This window comes from Kribbella speibonae, from assembly GCF_004331375.1.
GTDB classification, from domain to species: Bacteria; Actinomycetota; Actinomycetes; order Propionibacteriales; family Kribbellaceae; genus Kribbella; species Kribbella sindirgiensis.
On sequence record NZ_SJKC01000001.1, the window covers coordinates 1,449,327 to 1,466,585 of the forward strand.

General features: G+C 67.5%; 19 protein-coding genes. 18 read left to right on the forward strand and 1 reads right to left on the reverse strand.

Annotated features, from left to right (window positions below; translation table 11 throughout):
- Positions 1-77 precede the first annotated feature (77 nt).
- The 3 genes from E0H92_RS07235 to E0H92_RS07245 are packed head-to-tail and all read left to right on the forward strand — an operon-like array spanning position 78 to position 2,190.
- Complete coding sequence (locus E0H92_RS07235) at positions 78-1,043, forward strand: sugar kinase (RefSeq protein ID WP_131495758.1); 966 nt, start codon at positions 78-80, stop codon at positions 1,041-1,043.
- The gene (locus E0H92_RS07240; RefSeq protein WP_131495759.1) at positions 1,040-1,774 is read left to right on the forward strand and encodes an IclR family transcriptional regulator; all 735 of its coding nucleotides are present in this window, start codon (positions 1,040-1,042) and stop codon (positions 1,772-1,774) included. The genes E0H92_RS07235 and E0H92_RS07240 overlap by 4 nt, the downstream gene beginning before the upstream one ends.
- A gap of 11 nt (positions 1,775-1,785) precedes the next feature.
- The gene (locus tag E0H92_RS07245) at positions 1,786-2,190 is read left to right on the forward strand and encodes a RidA family protein (protein ID WP_131495760.1); all 405 of its coding nucleotides are present in this window, start codon (positions 1,786-1,788) and stop codon (positions 2,188-2,190) included.
- On the opposite strand, the gene E0H92_RS07250 is transcribed toward E0H92_RS07245, so the two are convergent.
- Entirely contained in the window at positions 2,187-2,783 is a 597-nt protein-coding gene (locus E0H92_RS07250) for an SMI1/KNR4 family protein (protein WP_238173333.1), read from the reverse strand. The two genes, E0H92_RS07245 and E0H92_RS07250, sit on opposite strands and share 4 nt — an antisense overlap.
- A gap of 52 nt (positions 2,784-2,835) precedes the next feature.
- On the opposite strand from E0H92_RS07250, the gene E0H92_RS07255 reads away from it, so the two are divergent.
- The 15 genes from E0H92_RS07255 to E0H92_RS07325 all read left to right on the forward strand — a co-directional run bounded on the left by E0H92_RS07255 (position 2,836) and on the right by E0H92_RS07325 (position 17,088).
- Positions 2,836-3,645: an IclR family transcriptional regulator gene (locus E0H92_RS07255; protein WP_131495762.1), complete on the forward strand. Its 810-nt coding sequence runs from the start codon at positions 2,836-2,838 to the stop codon at positions 3,643-3,645.
- The gene (locus E0H92_RS07260) at positions 3,645-4,820 is read left to right on the forward strand and encodes an MFS transporter (protein ID WP_131495763.1); all 1,176 of its coding nucleotides are present in this window, start codon (positions 3,645-3,647) and stop codon (positions 4,818-4,820) included. Before E0H92_RS07255 ends, E0H92_RS07260 begins: the two co-directional genes overlap by 1 nt.
- Before the next feature lie 194 nt (positions 4,821-5,014).
- Positions 5,015-5,626 carry a 50S ribosomal protein L10 gene (gene rplJ, locus E0H92_RS07265; RefSeq protein WP_131495764.1) on the forward strand — a complete coding sequence of 204 codons (612 nt, stop codon included), beginning with the start codon at positions 5,015-5,017 and terminating at the stop codon, positions 5,624-5,626.
- Between the two features lie 63 nt (positions 5,627-5,689).
- Complete coding sequence (rplL, locus tag E0H92_RS07270) at positions 5,690-6,079, forward strand: 50S ribosomal protein L7/L12 (RefSeq protein ID WP_131465657.1); 390 nt, start codon at positions 5,690-5,692, stop codon at positions 6,077-6,079.
- Between the two features lie 200 nt (positions 6,080-6,279).
- Positions 6,280-7,227, forward strand: a complete 948-nt coding sequence (locus tag E0H92_RS07275) for an ABC transporter ATP-binding protein (protein ID WP_131465659.1) — start codon at positions 6,280-6,282, stop codon at positions 7,225-7,227.
- Positions 7,224-7,997, forward strand: coding sequence for an MlaE family ABC transporter permease (locus tag E0H92_RS07280; protein ID WP_131465661.1), 774 nt, complete (start codon positions 7,224-7,226; stop codon positions 7,995-7,997). The genes E0H92_RS07275 and E0H92_RS07280 overlap by 4 nt, the downstream gene beginning before the upstream one ends.
- Position 7,998: 1 nt before the next feature.
- A complete protein-coding gene (locus tag E0H92_RS07285) occupies positions 7,999-8,829 on the forward strand; it encodes an MlaE family ABC transporter permease (RefSeq protein ID WP_131465663.1) in 831 nt (276 codons plus the stop codon).
- A gap of 1 nt (position 8,830) precedes the next feature.
- On the forward strand, positions 8,831-10,159 hold the full coding sequence (locus E0H92_RS07290) for an MCE family protein (protein WP_238153113.1): 1,329 nt from the start codon (positions 8,831-8,833) through the stop codon (positions 10,157-10,159).
- A complete protein-coding gene (locus E0H92_RS07295) occupies positions 10,156-11,187 on the forward strand; it encodes an MCE family protein (RefSeq protein WP_131465665.1) in 1,032 nt (343 codons plus the stop codon). Before E0H92_RS07290 ends, E0H92_RS07295 begins: the two co-directional genes overlap by 4 nt.
- Positions 11,184-12,197 carry an MCE family protein gene (locus E0H92_RS07300; protein ID WP_131465667.1) on the forward strand — a complete coding sequence of 338 codons (1,014 nt, stop codon included), beginning with the start codon at positions 11,184-11,186 and terminating at the stop codon, positions 12,195-12,197. The genes E0H92_RS07295 and E0H92_RS07300 overlap by 4 nt, the downstream gene beginning before the upstream one ends.
- Complete coding sequence (locus tag E0H92_RS07305; RefSeq protein WP_131495765.1) at positions 12,197-13,384, forward strand: MCE family protein; 1,188 nt, start codon at positions 12,197-12,199, stop codon at positions 13,382-13,384. The genes E0H92_RS07300 and E0H92_RS07305 overlap by 1 nt, the downstream gene beginning before the upstream one ends.
- Positions 13,381-14,610, forward strand: coding sequence for an MCE family protein (locus tag E0H92_RS07310; RefSeq protein ID WP_131495766.1), 1,230 nt, complete (start codon positions 13,381-13,383; stop codon positions 14,608-14,610). Before E0H92_RS07305 ends, E0H92_RS07310 begins: the two co-directional genes overlap by 4 nt.
- Positions 14,607-15,899 carry an MCE family protein gene (locus E0H92_RS07315; RefSeq protein ID WP_131465673.1) on the forward strand — a complete coding sequence of 431 codons (1,293 nt, stop codon included), beginning with the start codon at positions 14,607-14,609 and terminating at the stop codon, positions 15,897-15,899. Before E0H92_RS07310 ends, E0H92_RS07315 begins: the two co-directional genes overlap by 4 nt.
- Positions 15,896-16,387 carry a hypothetical protein gene (locus tag E0H92_RS07320; protein WP_131495767.1) on the forward strand — a complete coding sequence of 164 codons (492 nt, stop codon included), beginning with the start codon at positions 15,896-15,898 and terminating at the stop codon, positions 16,385-16,387. Before E0H92_RS07315 ends, E0H92_RS07320 begins: the two co-directional genes overlap by 4 nt.
- A complete protein-coding gene (locus E0H92_RS07325; protein ID WP_131495768.1) occupies positions 16,387-17,088 on the forward strand; it encodes a hypothetical protein in 702 nt (233 codons plus the stop codon). Before E0H92_RS07320 ends, E0H92_RS07325 begins: the two co-directional genes overlap by 1 nt.
- Positions 17,089-17,259 lie beyond the last annotated feature (171 nt).

Genomic DNA, 17,259 nt, shown 5'->3' on the forward strand with positions numbered 1-17,259 from the left:
ACTCGTCGGTTGTAGCATCGCGCCCGAAGTCGCGTCAACGCACCCCCATCCCATCACCCCGCCGCCAAGGAGTGCCGATGCCCGAACCGCTCTCTGAGACGGCCGCGATCTGTCTGGGTGAGGCGATGATCATGCTGGCGGGCGGACCGGGACCGCTCGAAGACGTGGAGACGTTCCGGCGGTCGGTCGGTGGGGCGGAGTGCAATGTGGCCGGTGGGCTGGCGGCCCTCGGCGTACCGACCGGCTGGATCTCGCGGCTCGGCGACGACGGTTTCGGTCGGCATGTACTGCGGGATCTGCGGGCGCGGGGTGTCGAGGTCGGGGGCGTGGAGCTGGACCAGACGAGGCCGACGGCGCTCTACGTGAAGGAGTCCGCGGACGGGCGCTCCCGGATGCACTACTACCGGACCGGCTCCGCGGCTGCTGCGATGTCGCCAGAGTTCCTGGATCGACAGCAAGTGAGAGACCGGCTGATGCAAGCCAAGCTCGTGCACACCACAGGAATCACTGCGGCGATCTCGACGACCAGTGCGGACATGCTGGAGCGGCTGGCGACCGAGCCGCGGGAGTTCCTGCTCAGCGTGGACCTGAACTGGCGGCCGGCGCTGTGGAGGGACCGGGACCCTGCGCCGTTGTGGCGGTTGCTCAAGGCAGCAGACATTGTGCTGATCGGTGCGGACGAGGCAGAGGTCTTTGCAGGCACAGGCGATCCGGACGAGCTGTACGAGCGTCTGGGAACGCCTGTCCTGGTTGTGAAGGATGACGCGCACCAGGCGATCGTGCTGGAGCCAGGCGGTCGCACTGCAGTCCCCGCGCTGTCCGTAGAGGTTGTAGAGACGGTGGGCGCCGGGGACGCGTTTGCGGCCGGGTTTCTGGCAGCGACGTTGCAGGGGTTGCCGATGGTGCAACGGCTGCGCCTGGGGCATCTGAACGCCGCGGCGGTGCTCACTGCGCCGGAGGACCACGCGCCACCGCCGGCCGCGGCTGAGCGGGAGCGGCTGCTCAACGCCACCGACGAGGAGTGGGCGGCGACCAAGGTATGAGTCAGAGCCTCGGCAGAGCACTGCAGATCCTCAAGAGCCTCGGCGAGGGGGAGCGGTCGCTGGACCAGCTCGCGACCGAGCTGGGCGTGCACAAGACGACAGTGCTCCGTCTGCTGCGCACCATGGAGGCAGAGCGGTTCGTACGGCGGGACGCGCAGCACCGGTACCGCCTGGGCTCGCAGCTGTTCGCGCTCGCGGATGTCGCGCGCGAGCAACACGTCGTACGGCAGGTTGCCGCGCCGCATCTGCGGGAGCTGAACCAGAAGACCGGCCAGACGGTTCACCTGGCCGCCTGGGAGAACGGCGAGGTCATCTACGTCGACAAGCTCGACAGCGTGCGCTCGGTGCGCATGTACTCGCAGGTCGGCGTACCGGCGGCTCTGCACTGCACCGCGGTCGGAAAGGTCCTGCTGGCCGCACAGCCCAAACGGCAGCAGGAGGCGGTCCTCCAGACCCTGGACTACAAGGCGTACACGCCGAACACCATCACCGACGCGGACCGGTTGCGGGACGAGCTGCAGGTGACCAGAGAGCGTGGCTGGGCGCAGGACAAGGCAGAGCACGAGTCGTTCATCAACTGCATCGGTGCGCCGCTGAGTGACAGCACCGGGCGCGTTGTCGGGGCCGTGTCGTTGTCCGTGCCCGACGTACTGCTGAACTATGACCAGGTGCTCGAGCTACTGCCAGACCTGCTCGCCACCGCAGAAGCAATCAGTGCCGACTACAACTGATGAGAGGTCTCATGTCCGACAAGAGCGCAGTCTCCACCACCGACGCGCCGCCGCCGATGCCGGTGTTCTCGCAGGGCGTCCGCAAGGGCAACATCCTCCAGGTGTCCGGCCAGGGCTCGGTCGACCCGGCCAGCGGCGACTTCGTGTTCACCGGTGACGTGAAGGGCCAGACCACCAGGGTGCTGCAGAACATCGAGGCGATCCTGAAGGCCGGCGGCGCGAGTATCGACGACGTGGTGATGCTGCGCGTCTACCTCACCCAGCGCGAGGACTTCGCCGCGATGAACGAGGCGTACGCCGAGTTCGTGTCGACGCGGACGCCGAGCGGCGTCCTGCCGTCGCGGACCACCGTCTTCACCGGCCTGCCGCTGCCGGACATGCTGGTCGAGATCGACGCGTTGGCAGTCCTGAGCTAGTCCCGCGGCACCCGGACCAGCGGCTCGTCGTTGACGGTCTGCTGGTCCGGCCCACGGTCCCACCAGAGCTCCTGGTGGGTGGTGAGGTACGGGTACCAGCCGTTGACGCCGGTGCCGTGGTGCAGGGAGTGCACCACCTCTGAGAGGTACGACGTGAGGTCCGGCCAGCTGGCCGTGAAGTCACCGGTCCCGTCGTGAGCGGCCATACCCAGTCGTCCGTGCGTCGGGCCGGGGCGCAGGTCGATGACCTGAAGATCGCCGTCACCGTCGGCCCACGGGATCCACGCCGGGTGCCAGTAGGGCTCCGGTTCCGGCGGATGCACCGCGAATCCGTCGACGTCCGCGGCGAGGTCCATTCGCAGTTGCCAGTTCTCGGCGATCTGGGCGGCGCTCGACGGCAACGCCTCCGGCAGGAGGTTCGCCCAGGCCGTCACGCCGTTGTGGCAGCGCAGTGACTCGGTCAACTCGGGTGGAAGTTCGAGGTCGATCCGCAGGTCCGCGTCGGTGGCGGGCGGTGCGAGGACGGCGTACGTCGCCGGAGCGTGCTGGGCGAGCCAGGCGTCGAGCCGGCTCCAGGCGGCGGTGATGCTCACCGGCTGGACACTACCTCGACAGGTTTCCCGTATTGCGGGATATGGTTTCACCATGCAGGAAGCGCGGGGTTCGGTGCAGTCGATTGATCGGGCTGTGGCGATTCTTCGGTGCTTCGATGCACGGACGCCCGATCTCGGGATCAGTGATCTGGCGCGGGCGACCGGGCTGTCCACGAGCACCGTGCACCGGCTGCTGCTGGCCATGCAGGAGAACGGGCTGGTTCGGCAGACCGCCCACAAGCGCTACGCGATCGGTCCGCTGGTCGTACAACTGGCGCACAGCGGCGGGATCCCGGCCGGCCTGCGCGACGCTGCCCTGCCGGTGCTGCGTGCACTCCGCGATGACACAGGGGAGACCGCGGCCGTGCACGAGTTGCTCCCGTCGGGGCAGCGCGTCGTCCTCGACCAGGTCGAGAGCCATCACCAGTTGCGGCGTACCTACACGGAGTTCGGCCTGCCGGTCGCGCTGCCACTCGGTGCGCCGGGGAAGGCGTTGCTGGCGTTCCTGCCGTTCGAGCGGCAGCAAGAGGTCCTGAAGGGCCCGCTCGAACAGGTGCAGCCGGCAACCATCACGGACCCGGAGGTGCTCGCGGAGCAGTTCGCGGCGATCCGCCGGCGCGGGTACGCGATGTCGCGGACCGAGCGGACGCCGGGGATCTGCAGCGTCGCGGCGCCGGTGTTCGGCTACTCCGGTGACGTCGCCGGCTGTCTGAGTGTCTCCGGCCCCGAGATGCGGATGCCGGTCGAGCGGATGGAGGAGTTCGGGATGAGGGTCGCCGAAGGTGCCTGGTCGGTGTCGGAGTTGCTGGGGGCCACCCCGGTCGCCCGGGACCGCAGTACGGCGCTGGCCGGCGGCCGGTGATGCGGAGTCTCTGGAAGATCGCACCAGCTGTCTATCTGCCCGCATTGCTCTACGGGATCGGGCAAGGCGCGATTGCGCCCGTAGTAGCCCTGTCCGCCACTCACTTGGGTGCCTCGGTTGCCGTGGCCGGTCTGGTCGTCGGTGCCGCCGGACTGGGCCAGGTGATCGGCGACATCCCAGCCGGCGCACTCACGAACCGCATCGGCGAGCGCAGTGCGATGCTGGCCGCCACCGTCCTCGTCGCACTCGCACTGGCAGCCTGTCTGGTGGTTCCGACTGTTTGGGGCCTGGCGATTGCCATCGGCTGCACCGGACTGGCCGGTGCGGTCTGGGGCCTCGCGCGACAGGCCTACCTGAGTGAGGCCGTGCCGATCGAGCTACGGGCCCGGGCGCTGTCCACGCTGGGCGGCGTACAGCGCATCGGCTCGTTCATCGGTCCGTTCCTCGGTGCGGGCGCGATGAAGTTCCTCGGGACCGACGGCGCGTACTGGGTGCACCTGGTGGCCGCCGTACTCGCGTGCGCGGTCCTGGTCAGCCTGCCGGACGTCGCCAACCGCCGCGGGAGAGGACCGATCGCGGCACAGTCGACCTGGGGCGTCATCCGCGACCACTTCCCGGTACTGCGGACTCTCGGTGTCGGAGCGTTGCTCGTCGGGGCCGTGCGGGCCTCGCGGCAGGTGGTGATCCCGCTGTGGGCGCTGCACATCGGGCTGGATCCGCAGACGACCAGCATCATCTTCGGACTGTCCGGTGCGGTGGACATGTTGCTGTTCTATCCGGCGGGTTCGGTGATGGACCGGCTCGGTCGCAAGTGGGTCGCCGTACCGTCGATGATCGTGCTGGGGCTGGCGCATCTGCTGCTCCCGCTGACGCACACCACGGCCACGCTGACCGCGGTCGCGCTGCTGATGGGGATCGGGAACGGGCTGGGTGCCGGGGTGATCATGACGCTCGGTGCGGACGCCTCACCGCCGGTCGGACGGGCTCAGTTCCTTGGGGCGTTCAGGTTGTTCGCGGATACTGGGAACGGTGCGGGACCGCTGTTGCTCGCGGGTGCGACTGCGCTGCTGGGGCTCGGGCCGGCGATCGTGATCATGGCGGGGACGGGCTGGGCCGCAGCCACCGCGATGCACCGCTGGATCCCCCCGCACCCACAACCGATTTTGTCCGAGTGACTTCAGCGATTACTCTGGACCTTGCCGAAGACCGCTGGTTGCTGCCCTAGGTAGCTGAAAGTCCCACTCAGGTGGGCGGCCCGCGCAGGTGACTTGGAGAGTGACAGCAGTATGTTCACGCCCCTTGCGCCTGCGCAGGGGCGTTTTTCATTGTCAGGGGTCCGAGGCATGGAAGCCGAAAGAAGGAGACCCCCATGGCGAGGCCGGACAAGGCAGCCGCTGTCGCGGAGCTGACGGACGAGTTCCGTAGCTCCAACGGCGCCGTGCTGACCGAGTACCGCGGTCTCACCGTTGCGCAGCTCAAGCAGCTTCGAGTTTCGCTCGGTGACGACGTGAACTACGCCGTGGTGAAGAACACGCTGACCAAGATCGCGGCCAAGGACGCGGGTGTCGAGTCGTTCGACTCGCTGCTCGAGGGTCCGTCGGCCATCGCCTTCATCAAGGGCGATGCGGTGGTTGCGGCCAAGGGCCTGCGTGACTTCGCCAAGGCGAATCCCCTTCTCGTCATCAAGGGCGGCGTGCTCGACGGCAAGCCGCTCAGCTCTGACGAGATCAGCAAGCTCGCTGACCTGGAGTCGCGTGAGGTCCTCCTCGCGAAGCTCGCAGGTGCGATGAAGGCGGCCCCGCAGCAAGCGGTGTCGCTGTTCGCTGCTCCGCTGTCGCAGGCCGCGCGCCTGTTCGCGGCGCTGCAGGAGAAGTTGCCGGCCGAGGCTGCTCCGGCAGCCGACGTTCAGGACACCGTCCAGGACACGGTCGAGGCACCTGCCGAGGCGAGCGCCGAGGAGACTGCCGCAGCGGACAGCTGAGGCATCTCACCGCAACACCCCATCAGTGATCACCAAGCACCATTGTTAGGAAGGACCGCCACCATGGCGAAGCTCAGCACCGAAGAGCTCCTCGGCCAGTTCAAGGAACTGACCCTGCTGGAGCTGTCGGAGTTCGTTAAGGCGTTCGAGGAGGAGTTCGGCGTCACCGCCGCCGCCCCGGTCGCCGTTGCCGCTGCGGGTGCCCCGGGCGCCCCGGCTGCCGCCGAAGAGGCCGCGGAGCAGGACGAGTTCGACGTCGTCCTCGAGTCGGCCGGCGACAAGAAGATCCAGGTCATCAAGGAGGTGCGCGGTCTCACGAGCCTCGGCCTGAAGGAGGCCAAGGACCTCGTCGAGTCGGCTCCGAAGGCCATCCTGGAGAAGGTCGACAAGGCTGCCGCGGAGAAGGCCAAGGAGGCCCTCGAGGGCGCCGGCGCCACCGTCACCCTGAAGTGACCTCAGTTACGTTCCGTCAAGGACCGTAACGAATGTGTAGAGAAGGGCGGTCCCCGCTTGGGGGCCGCCCTTCTGCTATTACGTGATGGTTAGTATCGCAACCGCTTGACTTCCAGGGGTTACGCAAAACCGTACTCGTGCGTAACCTAGGCCACTGCCCTGTCGTTGGGCAGCAGCAGACATTCCCGTGAGGAGGACCGGTGGGCGTCGAAGTCCGCGTCGAAGGTCTCACCAAGTCCTTCGGCAGCCAGCTGATCTGGGGCGACGTCTCACTGACGCTGCCCGCCGGTGAGATCTGCGTGATGCTCGGCCCGTCCGGTACCGGTAAGTCCGTGTTCCTGAAGACGCTGATCGGTCTGCTCAAGCCCGACAAGGGCCACGTGTACATCGAGGGCACCGACATCGCCACCTGCAGCGAGCGCGAGCTCTACGACGTACGCCGGTTGTTCGGCGTGCTGTTCCAGGACGGCGCGATGTTCGGCTCGATGAACCTGTACGACAACGTCGCGTTCCCGCTCCGCGAGCACACCAAGAAGTCCGAGTCCGACATCCGCTCCATCGTGATGGAGAAGATGGAGATGGTCGGCCTGGTGGGTGCGGAGAAGAAGCTGCCCGGCGAGATCTCCGGCGGGATGCGCAAGCGCGCCGGTCTGGCCCGCGCGCTGGTGCTGGACCCGCAGATCCTGCTCGTCGACGAGCCCGACTCCGGCCTCGACCCGGTCCGTACGTCGTTCCTGAACCAGGTGATGATCGACCTGAACGAGGCGTTCAGCCCGACGTTCCTGATCGTCACCCACGACGTGAACACCGCGCGCACCGTGCCGGACAACATCGGCATGCTCTACCACCGGCACCTGGCCATGTTCGGGCCGCGGGAGATGCTGCTGTCCAGCGAGGAGCCGGTGGTCCGCCAGTTCCTGAACGCGCAGATGGTCGGCCCGATCGGCATGTCCGAGGAGAAGGACGCCGACGAGCTGGCCGCCGAGGCCGGCCAGGAACTGCCGCCGCTGCCGCCGATCCCGATCCAGCAGCTGCCGAGCAGCGGGATGCTCCGGCCGACGCAGCGGGAGCCCGGCGCCTGGTGCCGCGAGAACGGCGTCACCCCACCGCCGGGTTCGTTCGAAACCAACGTGGTGGGCGCCAGGTGACCGTTTCCGCCACCGCCCCGCTGAAGCAGGCAGGTTCGCTGTTCGCCTTCGCTCTCGACACCGGCCGGGCCATGTTCCGCCGGCCGTTCCAGGTCAAGGAGTTCCTCCAGCAGGCCTGGTTCGTCGCGAGCGTGACGATCATCCCGACCGCGCTGGTCGCGATCCCGTTCGGCGCGGTGATCGCGCTGCAGGTCGGCGGCCTGATCAAGCAGTTCGGCGCGCAGGCGTTCACCGGGTCCGCCGCGGTGCTGGCCGTCGTACGAGAGGCCTCGCCGATCGCGACCGCGCTGCTGATCGCGGGCGCCGGCGGCTCGGCGATCTGCGCGGACCTCGGCTCGCGGAAGATCCGCGAGGAGCTGGACGCGATGATGGTGCTCGGGATCGACCCGATCCAGCGCCTCGTCGTACCGCGTGTGCTGGCGACGATGCTGGTCGCGTTCTTCCTGAACGGGTTCGTCAGCGTGGTCGGCGTGATGGGCGGGTACGTCTTCAACGTCGTCCTCCAGGACGGTACACCCGGCAGCTACATCGCGAGCTTCACTGCGCTCGCACACCTGCCCGACCTCTGGCAGGGACAGGCGAAGGCGCTCGTCTTCGGGGCGATCGCCGCGATCGTTGCGTCGTACAAGGGTGTGAACGCGGGCGGCGGTCCGAAGGGCGTCGGTGACGCGGTGAACCAGTCGGTCGTCATCACGTTCATGCTGCTGTTCGTCGCGAACTTCTCGATGACCGCGATCTACTTCCAGCTCGTCCCGCCGAAGGGGGCCTGACGTGTCGGCCCTCGTGGACGTGCTGGTCAAGAAGCCGCTCAACTCGCTCGACCACCTCGGTGAGCAGCTCGCCTTCTACATCAAGGCGCTCGCCTGGTCCGGCAAGTCCGTCACCCGGTACCGCAAGGAGATCCTCCGCCTGCTCGCCGAGGTCACGCTCGGCAGCGGTGCGCTCGCGGTCATCGGCGGCACCGTCGGCGTGATCACGTTCCTCGCGTTCTTCACCGGCACCGAGGTCGGCCTGCAGGGCTACTCGGCGCTGAACCAGATCGGTACGTCGGCGTTCGCCGGCTTCGTGTCGGCGTACATCAACACCCGCGAGATCGGCCCGCTGATCGCCGGGATCGCACTCGCCGCGACTGTCGGCTGCGGTTTCACCGCGCAGCTCGGCGCGATGCGGATCAGCGAGGAGATCGACGCCCTCGAGGTGATGGCGATCCCGTCGCTGCCGTTCCTGGTCACCACCCGGATCATCGCCGGCCTGATCGCGGTGATCCCGCTGTACGTCGTCGGCCTGCTCTCGTCGTACTTCGCGACCAGACTCACCGTCACCACGTTCTACGGGCAGAGTACGGGCACGTACGACCATTACTTCCACCTGTTCCTGCCACCCGGAGACGTGCTCTGGTCGTTCGGCAAGGTGCTGGTGTTCTCGGTCCTGGTGATCCTCGTGCACTGCTACCACGGCTACCACGCGAGTGGCGGCCCGGCCGGTGTGGGCGTCGCCGTCGGTCGCGCCGTACGGACGTCGATCGTCGTGATCAACGTCGTCGACCTGCTGCTGTCGATGGCGATCTGGGGTACGACGACCACCGTCAGGCTGGCGGGTTGACGTGACCAAACTGATCTCGCACAAGGTGCTGGGCGTCGCGTTCATCGGCGTGCTGGTGTTCCTGCTCTGGCTGACGTACGCGTTCTACGCCAAGGTCTTCACCGACACCGTGAACGTCGAGCTCAAGACCAGCCACATCGGCCTGCAGCTCAACGAGCACGCGGACGTGAAGCTGCGCGGCATCATCGTCGGCGAGGTCCGCGGGGTGTCCACGGACGGCGACGAGGCGACCGTCGACCTGGCGCTCAAGCCGGAGCAGGTGAACGAGATCTCCGCCGCGGTCAGCGCCCGGATCCTGCCGAAGACGCTGTTCGGCGAGAAGTACGTCGCACTGGTGCCGCCGAGCGGTCCGGAGGGCGCGCACATCAAGGCCGGTGACGTGATCAGCCGGGACAAGACCGCGGTCGGCATCGAGATCGAGAAGGTGCTGAACGACGCGCTGCCGCTGCTCCAGGCCGTCGACCCGGCGGACCTGAACGCCACGCTGAACACGCTCGCGACCGCGCTCGAGGGCCGCGGCGCCGAGATCGCCGGCACCCTCACCCAGCTCGACGGGTACCTGAAGAAGCTGAACCCGCACATCCCGAAGCTGATGGACGCGCTCGCCAAGCTGACCACGGTCTCGGACATCTACGGCGACGCGACGCCGGACCTGGTCCGCGCGCTGCGGAACCTGACGACCACCGGCAACACGATCGTCGAGAAGCAGAAGCAGCTGCAGCAGTTCTTCGTCGACGTGCAGAACCTGTCCACGACCGGGGACACGTTCCTGAAGGCCAACGAGGACCGGGTGATCCGGCTCGGCCAGGTCACCCGTCCCGTCCTCGACCTGCTGGAGCGGTACTCGCCCGAGGTGCCGTGCTTCCTCCAGGTGATGACCGACACCACCCCGATCCTGAACGACACGTTCCGCGACGGCCGGCTGAACATCAACCTCGAGCTGATCACCAACCAGCCGACGCCGTACGAGCCGAACGAACTGCCGGTGTACAAGGACCACCGCGGGCCGACCTGTGTCGGCAAGAACTACAGCCACCCAGGCTCGAAGCCGGGTCCGTACACCCAGGAGAACCCGGCGCCGTACATCACCGGTGAGGACGGCGTGATCGGCGACCACAACAAGAACCAGCGCTTCCCGCTCGACCTGAAGCTGAACCGCGCGATGCCCGGCTTCGCGATGGACACCCAGGGCGTCGGATCGCCGGCCGAGCAGAAGGTGATCGACTCGGTCGTCGGCCCCGAGATGGGCGTCGCCGCGAACGACGTACCCGATCTGACCACCCTGATGGTCGGGCCCCTCCTCCGCGGAGGGCAGGTAAATCTCAAATGAGTTTCTTCGACCGGAAGACCACGTTCGACACCGTCCGGCTCGGGATCTTCGTGGTGATCACGACCGTCGCGACCGCGCTGCTGGCGGTGACGATCGGGAACATCAGCTTCAACCCGACCACGAAGTACCGCGCGGTCTTCACCGACGCGGTCGGGCTGAACCAGGGTGACGACGTCCGGATCGCCGGCGTGAAGGTCGGGCAGGTCGACAAGATCGCCCTGTACCAGAACACGCTGGCGATGGTGACGTTCAGCGTCGACTCCGACCAGGTCATCGACACCTCGACGCACGCGACGCTGCGCTACCGCAACCTGGTCGGCAACCGGTACGTCGCGCTCACCGACGGCCTCGGCGGCGGTGACCGGCTGAAGAAGAACGGCGTCATCCCGAAGGAACGGACGACGCCGGCGCTCGACCTCTCGGTGCTGTTCAACGGCTTCAAGCCGCTGTTCACCGCGCTCACCCCCGCGGACGTGAACCAGTTCGCGTTCGAGGTGATCAAGGTGCTGCAGGGCGAGGGCGGCACGATCGAGTCGCTGCTGGCCAAGACCGCGTCGCTGACCACCACGCTGGCCGACGCCGACCAGGTGATCGGCGACCTGATCACGAACCTGACCTCGACGCTGCAGATCGTGTCCCAGCGGCAGGCGAACTTCTCCCAGCTGCTGGTCAACCTGCAGCAGTTCATCACCGGCCTGAGCCAGGACATCACCCCGATCCTCGGCTCGCTGACGTCGATCAACTCGCTGAACACCAAGACCGCCGGCCTGCTGCAGCAGACCCGGGTGCCGATCAAGGCCGACCTGGACAAGCTCCGCGCGGTCGCGACCACGCTCGACGACACCCAGGCGATCTGGGTGAAGACCCTGCAGTTCATGCCGGAGAAGCTGAACACGATGACCCGGACCGCGTCGTACGGCTCCTGGTTCAACTTCTACCTGTGCAACTTCGACGGCAACGTCACGCTGCCCACCGGGACCCGCATCCCGGTCGCCTACGACCTCAACTCGGCGAGGTGCAAGAAGTGAAGCCGTTCCGGGAGCAGAACCAGGTCACCATCGGCGTGATCGGCCTGACGGTGATCGGGCTGATCATGCTGGCCGCGTTCAAGGCGCAGGACCTGCCGCTGATCGGCGGCGGGACGAAGTACTCCGCGCAGTTCTCCGAGGCCGGCGGCCTGAAGCCGAACGACGAGATCCGGGTGGCCGGCGTCCGCGTCGGCAAGGTGCGCACGGTCGAGCTCGAGGGCACCCACGTCCGGGTCGACTTCGTGGTCGACAAGGGCGTGAAGCTCGGCGACGAGACCGGCGCCGAGATGAAGATCAAGACCTTGCTCGGCCAGAAGTACCTGAAGCTCAACCCGGCCGGTGCCGGCGAGCTCAAGCCGGGCTCCGAGATCCCGCTGGCGCGGACGATCTCGGCGTACGACGTGGTTGACGCGTTCACCGATCTGGCCAACACCACCGAGCGGATCAACACCGCTCAGCTGGCGAAGGCCCTGGACACGTTGTCGGCGACGTTCAAGAACACGCCCGAAGAGGTGCAGGCCTCACTGACCGGCCTGTCCCGGCTGTCCCGGAACGTGGCCGCCCGCGACCAGCAGCTCAAGCTGCTGCTGCAGCACTCGAACGTGGTCACCAAGGTGCTTGCCGACCGCAACCAGCAGCTGATCAAGCTGATGAAGGACGGCAACAAGGTCTTCCAGGCCGTGCAGGCCCGGCGGGCGCTGATCCACCAACTGCTGGTGTCGACGCAGAAGCTGTCCGCGCAGATCACCGCGCTGGTCCGGGAGAACCGCAAGGATCTCGGGCCGACGCTGCAGAAGGTGAACGCGGTGCTCGCTGTCCTGCTGCAGAACCAGAACTCCCTGGACGCGAGTATCAAGGGTCTGGCGCCGTTCGTCCGGGTCTTCACGAACACGCTCGGCACCGGGCCGTGGTTCGACACCTACCTGCAGAACCTGGCGCCGGTCCCGGAGATCCCGTTGCCGAAGGTCCCGATCCCCGGCCTGCCGGCGATCCTGGGAGGTGGCGGCTGATGAAGGTCAACGCCTTGTCCCGGCTGATCGCGGTCGGGGTCGTCGTGGTGATCCTCGCGGTCAGCGTCGTGACGCTGTGGCCGAAGCCCGAGCGGGTGACGGCGACGGCGTACTTCCCGCGCGCGGTCTCGGTGTACCCGGGATCGGATGTCCGGATCCTCGGCATCAAGGTCGGCGAGGTGGAGAGCGTCACGCCGGCCGGCCGCAGTGTCCGGGTGAAGTTCTGGTGGGAGGCCAAGCACAAGGTGCCGGCCACCGCGAAGGCGGTGATCGCGTCGCCGTCGATCGTCGCGGACCGGTACGTGCAGCTCACCCCGGCGTACTCCAAGGGCGCCGTGATGGCCGACGGTGCGCAGATCCCGCTCGACCGGACCGCCGTACCGCTGGAGCTCGACCAGATCTACCAGAGCCTCAACGACCTGTCGGTGGCGCTCGGGCCGAAGGGCGCGAACGACCAGGGCGCCCTGGCCCGGCTGCTCGACGTCTCGGCGAAGAACCTGAACGGCCAGGGCGCGAAGCTGAACCAGACCATCACCGACGTCTCGAAGCTGACCAGCACGCTGTCGGGCAATTCGTCGGCGCTGTTCAACACGATCCGGCAGTTGCAGACGTTCGTGTCCGCGCTCGCCGCGAACGACCAGCTGGTCCGGCAGTTCAACACGAACTTCGCCGCGGTCTCGACCACGCTGGCCGGTGAGCGCAAGGACCTGGGTACGTCGCTGTCGCTGCTCGCCACCGCGCTCGGTGAGGTCGCGACGTTCGTGAAGGAGAACCGGACGCTGGTGAAGAACACGGTCACCGGCGCCACCAAGCTGTCGCAGATCCTGGTGAACGAGAAGGCCGCGCTGGCCGAGGTGCTCGACACCGCGCCGCTCGGCCTCGGCAACCTGGCCCGGATCTACAACCCGCAGTTCGGCACGCTGGACCAGCGGATCAACCCGGGCCAGCTCGACGACCCGGCGACCTTCGTCTGCTCGCTGCTGCTGCAGGCGAACCAGCCGATGTCGACGTGCTCCACGCTGAAGCCGGTCCTGGACGCCCTCGCCAAGCTGCCGCTGATCGAGCAGCTGACCGGCACCGCGCCGGTCAGCGGCGGTCCGGCCGGTACGCCGTGGGCGCCGGCACCGAAGGCCCCGCTGAACAGCCCGGACCCCGTCGACCCGACGCTCGGAGGGCTGGTCCGATGAGACGCCGTACGTCGATTGTCGCCGGGGTGGCTGCCCTCGCGATGCTGCTGAGCGGCTGTGACTTCTCCGTGTACTCGCTGCCGTTGCCGGGTGGCGCGAAGATCAAGGGGCCGTCGTACACGGTCACCGTCGAGTTCGCGGACGTCCTGGACCTGGTGCCGAAGTCGTCGGTGAAGGTCGACGACGTCACCGTCGGCACGGTTGAGAAGGTGTGGCTGGACGGCTACGTCGCCAAGGTGCGGATCAAGCTTCCGAAGAGCCTCGAACTGCCGGACAACGAGCACGCCACGATCCGCCAGACCAGTCTGCTGGGCGAGAAGTTCGTGTCGCTGGCGAGCCCGACCGGGACCGAGAAGCCGCGCGGCAAGCTCGACAACGGCGAGGTGATCCCGCTGTCCCGGACCACCAGCAACGTCGAGGTCGAGGAAGTCCTGTCCGCGCTCTCGCTGCTGCTGAACGGCGGCGGGGTGGCCCAGCTGCAGATCATCACGCAGGAGCTGAACAAGGCGCTGACCGGCAACGAGCCGGCCATCCGCAGCGTGCTGACCCAGCTGAACACGTTCGTCGGCACCCTGGACCAGAACAAGGACCGGATCGTCACGGCGATCAAGTCGGTGGACGCGCTCGCGAAGAAGCTGAACGCGCAGAAGGCGACGCTGGCGACCGCGATCGACTCGCTGCCGACGTCGATCGCGACCCTGGACAAGCAGCGCGCCGCGCTGGTCAAGACGCTGCAGGCGCTGGCCACGCTGGGCAACACCGCGACCCGGGTGATCACGTCGGCGCAGAAGGACCTGGTCGCCAACCTGAAGTCGCTGTACCCGATCCTGACCAAGCTCGCCGAGGCGGGGGAGAACCTGCCGAAGTCGCTGGAGCTGCTGTTCACCTATCCGTTCCCCGACAACGCCGCCAAGGCCGCGAAGGGTGACTACACCAACCTCGGGATCACGCTGGACGTGAACACCAAGAAGGCACTCGACACGCTGCTCGGAATCAAGTTGCCGACGGTCGGGCCGACCGCGATCCCGACCAACCGGATCAGCCTGCCGGTGCACCTGCCCACCAGCGCTGCTCCCGGCAGCGTGCTGCCGTCGCTGCCGGTGCCGACCGGGACCACGACGACGTGCATCACGGTGCTCGGGCTGCCGGTCTGCTCGCCGACGCTGAACCGGGCCGGGTTCGATCCCGACCTGGCCAAGGCGCTGATGCCAGGGGTGGTCGGATGATCACGAAAGCGGTCCGGATCCAGCTGATGGTGTTCCTGCTGATCACCGTCGTCGGCGTCGCCTTCGTCGGCGCGCGGTACGCCCAGATCGACAAGCTGATCGTCGACGACGACTACACGGTGAGCGCCAGCTTCTCCGAGTCCGGCGGCATCTTCAGCGGCGCCGAGGTGACGTACCGCGGCCAGCCGGTCGGCCGGGTCGGCGAGCTCAAGCTGCTCTCCGACGGTGTCCAGGTGAACCTCGACATCGACAAGAAGGTGAAGATCCCGAACGACCTGCTCGCGGTGGTCGCGAACCGGTCCGCGATCGGCGAGCAGTACGTCGACCTGCAGCCGCGCCGCGACGGGGCGCCGTACCTGCAGGACAACTCGACAATCGACCGCAAGGACACCGCGATCCCGATCGACACCACCGAGCTGCTGCTGAACCTGGACCAGCTGGTGAACTCGGTCGACAAGGAGAGCCTGCGGACCACCGTCCGCGAGCTCGGGGCGGCGCTGAAGGGCAAGGGCACCGACCTGCAGAAGATCATCGACAGCTCCGGCAAGCTGATCGACGACGCGGACGCGAACGTGCTGCAGACCATCAAGCTGATCAACGACGGCGACACCGTGCTCGCCACCCAGGTGGCCAGCGGCGACGCGATCAAGACCTGGGCGAAGAACCTGGCGCTGCTGTCCGACACCCTGGTCAGCTCGGACGCCAACCTGCGCAAGGTGATCGACCAGGGCTCGCTCGCGTCCACCCAGATCACCGGCCTGATCCAGGACAACAGCGCGTCGGTCGCGGTGCTGCTCGGTAACCTGCTGACAGTGAGCGAACTGACCGCGGTCCGGCTGGACGCCGTCGAGCAGCTGTTCGTGGTGTACCCGGCGGTGTCGATGGGCGGGTACGTCGTACCGGCCAAGGACCCGGGGACGGGGCATTACGACGCGCACTTCGGGCTGGTCGTCGGGCTCCAGCCGCCGGCCTGCCGGCCCGGGTACGGCGGCACGGACAAGCGGGTCCCGCAGGACGTGAAGGACACCCCGGCGAACACGAAGGCCGGGTGTACGGCGAAACCGTCGAGCGGGATCAACGTCCGCGGCTCGCAGAACAAGCCGTCGCCGTCGTCGCGGGAGGACCTGAACCGGTCCGGCTACGGCCTCGGGTACGACCCGGTGACCGGCGCCGCGGGCGGAGCCGATGGGATGCCCGGGATGACGTTGGGCTCCACCGGCGGACAGCAGGACCTGCTCGGCAGCGATTCCTGGAAGGCACTCATCCTTGGACCGGTGACCGGCCAGTGATCGCACGGAACGGCCGGCTCGTGCTGGCCTGGGCACTCAGCGTGCTGCTGATCGTGGCGCTCGCCGGCCTCACGCTGTCGGTGGTCGCCCTGAGCAAGCAGCGGGCCGACGACTCGCAGCGTGACGGCGCGATGAAGGCGGCGCGGCAGTTGGCGCTGGACTTCACGACGTACGACTACCAGACCTGGGACGCGGACTCGAAGCGGGTCATCGACGACTCCACCGGGCAGTTCAAACAGGAGTTCCAGCAGGGGATCGACGCGGTGAAGACCGACGTGGTGACGAACAAGGCGACCTCCAAGGGCGACGTCAAGGAGGCTGCTGTGGTCTCCAACGACAAGGACTCCGCGCAGGTGCTGGTGATCGTGAACGCGGTGGTGACGAACACGGCCTCGGCCGAGGGCGTCCAGCGCCGGTACCGGATCAAGCTGGACGTGGTCCGCGAGAAGGACCGCTGGCTGACCGCCGACCTCCAGGTGGTGGGCTGATGCCGACGCCCCGCAACCGCCCCCGTATCGCCGGCCAGCGCCGCACCGCGAAACCGGACCAGCCTGCCGCCCTGACCCCGGCCGAGCCCACCCCGGACGTCGTAGAAGAGGTCGAGGAGCCCCGTCCGCGGGATGTGACCCCGACCACAGAAGAGGTTTCGGAGCCCGTTACCGAGGAGTCACTTGCTCCCGAAATCTCTACGGAGAGTGAGCAGAAACGCGGTCTCGGGACGGCGCTGACGGCCGCGCTCGGCATCGTCGTGATCCTCACCCTGACCGTCGCAGCGGTGCTCGGCATCAAGGCCTGGCACGGGAAGCAGGCCGAGGACGCCCGCAACCAGGCAGCCGCGGCGGGCCGGAAGGCGGCCGAGACGGCGCTCAGCTATGACTACCGTGACCTGGACAAAAGCTTCGCCGCTGCGCGGGCGACGATGACTCCGGACTTCGCCGCGAAGTTCGACGAGACCGCGAAGGTGGCCGGCGAGCTGGCCACCAAGACCAAGGCCACGGTGAAGGCCGACGTCCGCGAGGTCGGGGTCCGCGACGGCGACGCCGACCGGGTCACGCTGATCATCTTCGTCAACCAGACGACCACCAGCACGATCACGAAGGGTAGTCCCCGGGTGGACCTGAACCGGACCCGGTTCACGATGGTCCGAAACGGCGACCGATGGCTGGTCCAGGAGATCGCCGGACTGTAATCTTTTCCTAACTCCGCGACCTTTGGGGCGCCGGGTGTCTCGTGGGTGATCTGCCCGCTGGAGACTCCGGGTCGGTCCTTGACGGAGAGGGTGGTCCGAGGCAGACTATTGGACCCCATTGGACAGGCTTGCCTGGATCATGTAGCCTATTGCTTTGCGCTGCCTTTCTCT

What these genes read in the sequence shown, in the direction of transcription:
- E0H92_RS07310 (WP_131495766.1), top strand. Translation starts at nt 13,381, where the DNA reads ATGAGACGCCGTACGTCGATTGTCGCCGGGGTGGCTGCCCTCGCGATG.
- E0H92_RS07295 (WP_131465665.1), top strand. Translation starts at nt 10,156, where the DNA reads ATGAGTTTCTTCGACCGGAAGACCACGTTCGACACCGTCCGGCTCGGG.
- E0H92_RS07325 (WP_131495768.1), top strand. Translation starts at nt 16,387, where the DNA reads ATGCCGACGCCCCGCAACCGCCCCCGTATCGCCGGCCAGCGCCGCACC.
- rplJ (WP_131495764.1), top strand. Translation starts at nt 5,015, where the DNA reads ATGGCGAGGCCGGACAAGGCAGCCGCTGTCGCGGAGCTGACGGACGAG.
- E0H92_RS07315 (WP_131465673.1), top strand. Translation starts at nt 14,607, where the DNA reads ATGATCACGAAAGCGGTCCGGATCCAGCTGATGGTGTTCCTGCTGATC.
- E0H92_RS07245 (WP_131495760.1), top strand. Translation starts at nt 1,786, where the DNA reads ATGTCCGACAAGAGCGCAGTCTCCACCACCGACGCGCCGCCGCCGATG.
- rplL (WP_131465657.1), top strand. Translation starts at nt 5,690, where the DNA reads ATGGCGAAGCTCAGCACCGAAGAGCTCCTCGGCCAGTTCAAGGAACTG.
- E0H92_RS07255 (WP_131495762.1), top strand. Translation starts at nt 2,836, where the DNA reads ATGCAGGAAGCGCGGGGTTCGGTGCAGTCGATTGATCGGGCTGTGGCG.
- E0H92_RS07260 (WP_131495763.1), top strand. Translation starts at nt 3,645, where the DNA reads ATGCGGAGTCTCTGGAAGATCGCACCAGCTGTCTATCTGCCCGCATTG.
- E0H92_RS07240 (WP_131495759.1), top strand. Translation starts at nt 1,040, where the DNA reads ATGAGTCAGAGCCTCGGCAGAGCACTGCAGATCCTCAAGAGCCTCGGC.
- E0H92_RS07305 (WP_131495765.1), top strand. Translation starts at nt 12,197, where the DNA reads ATGAAGGTCAACGCCTTGTCCCGGCTGATCGCGGTCGGGGTCGTCGTG.
- E0H92_RS07235 (WP_131495758.1), top strand. Translation starts at nt 78, where the DNA reads ATGCCCGAACCGCTCTCTGAGACGGCCGCGATCTGTCTGGGTGAGGCG.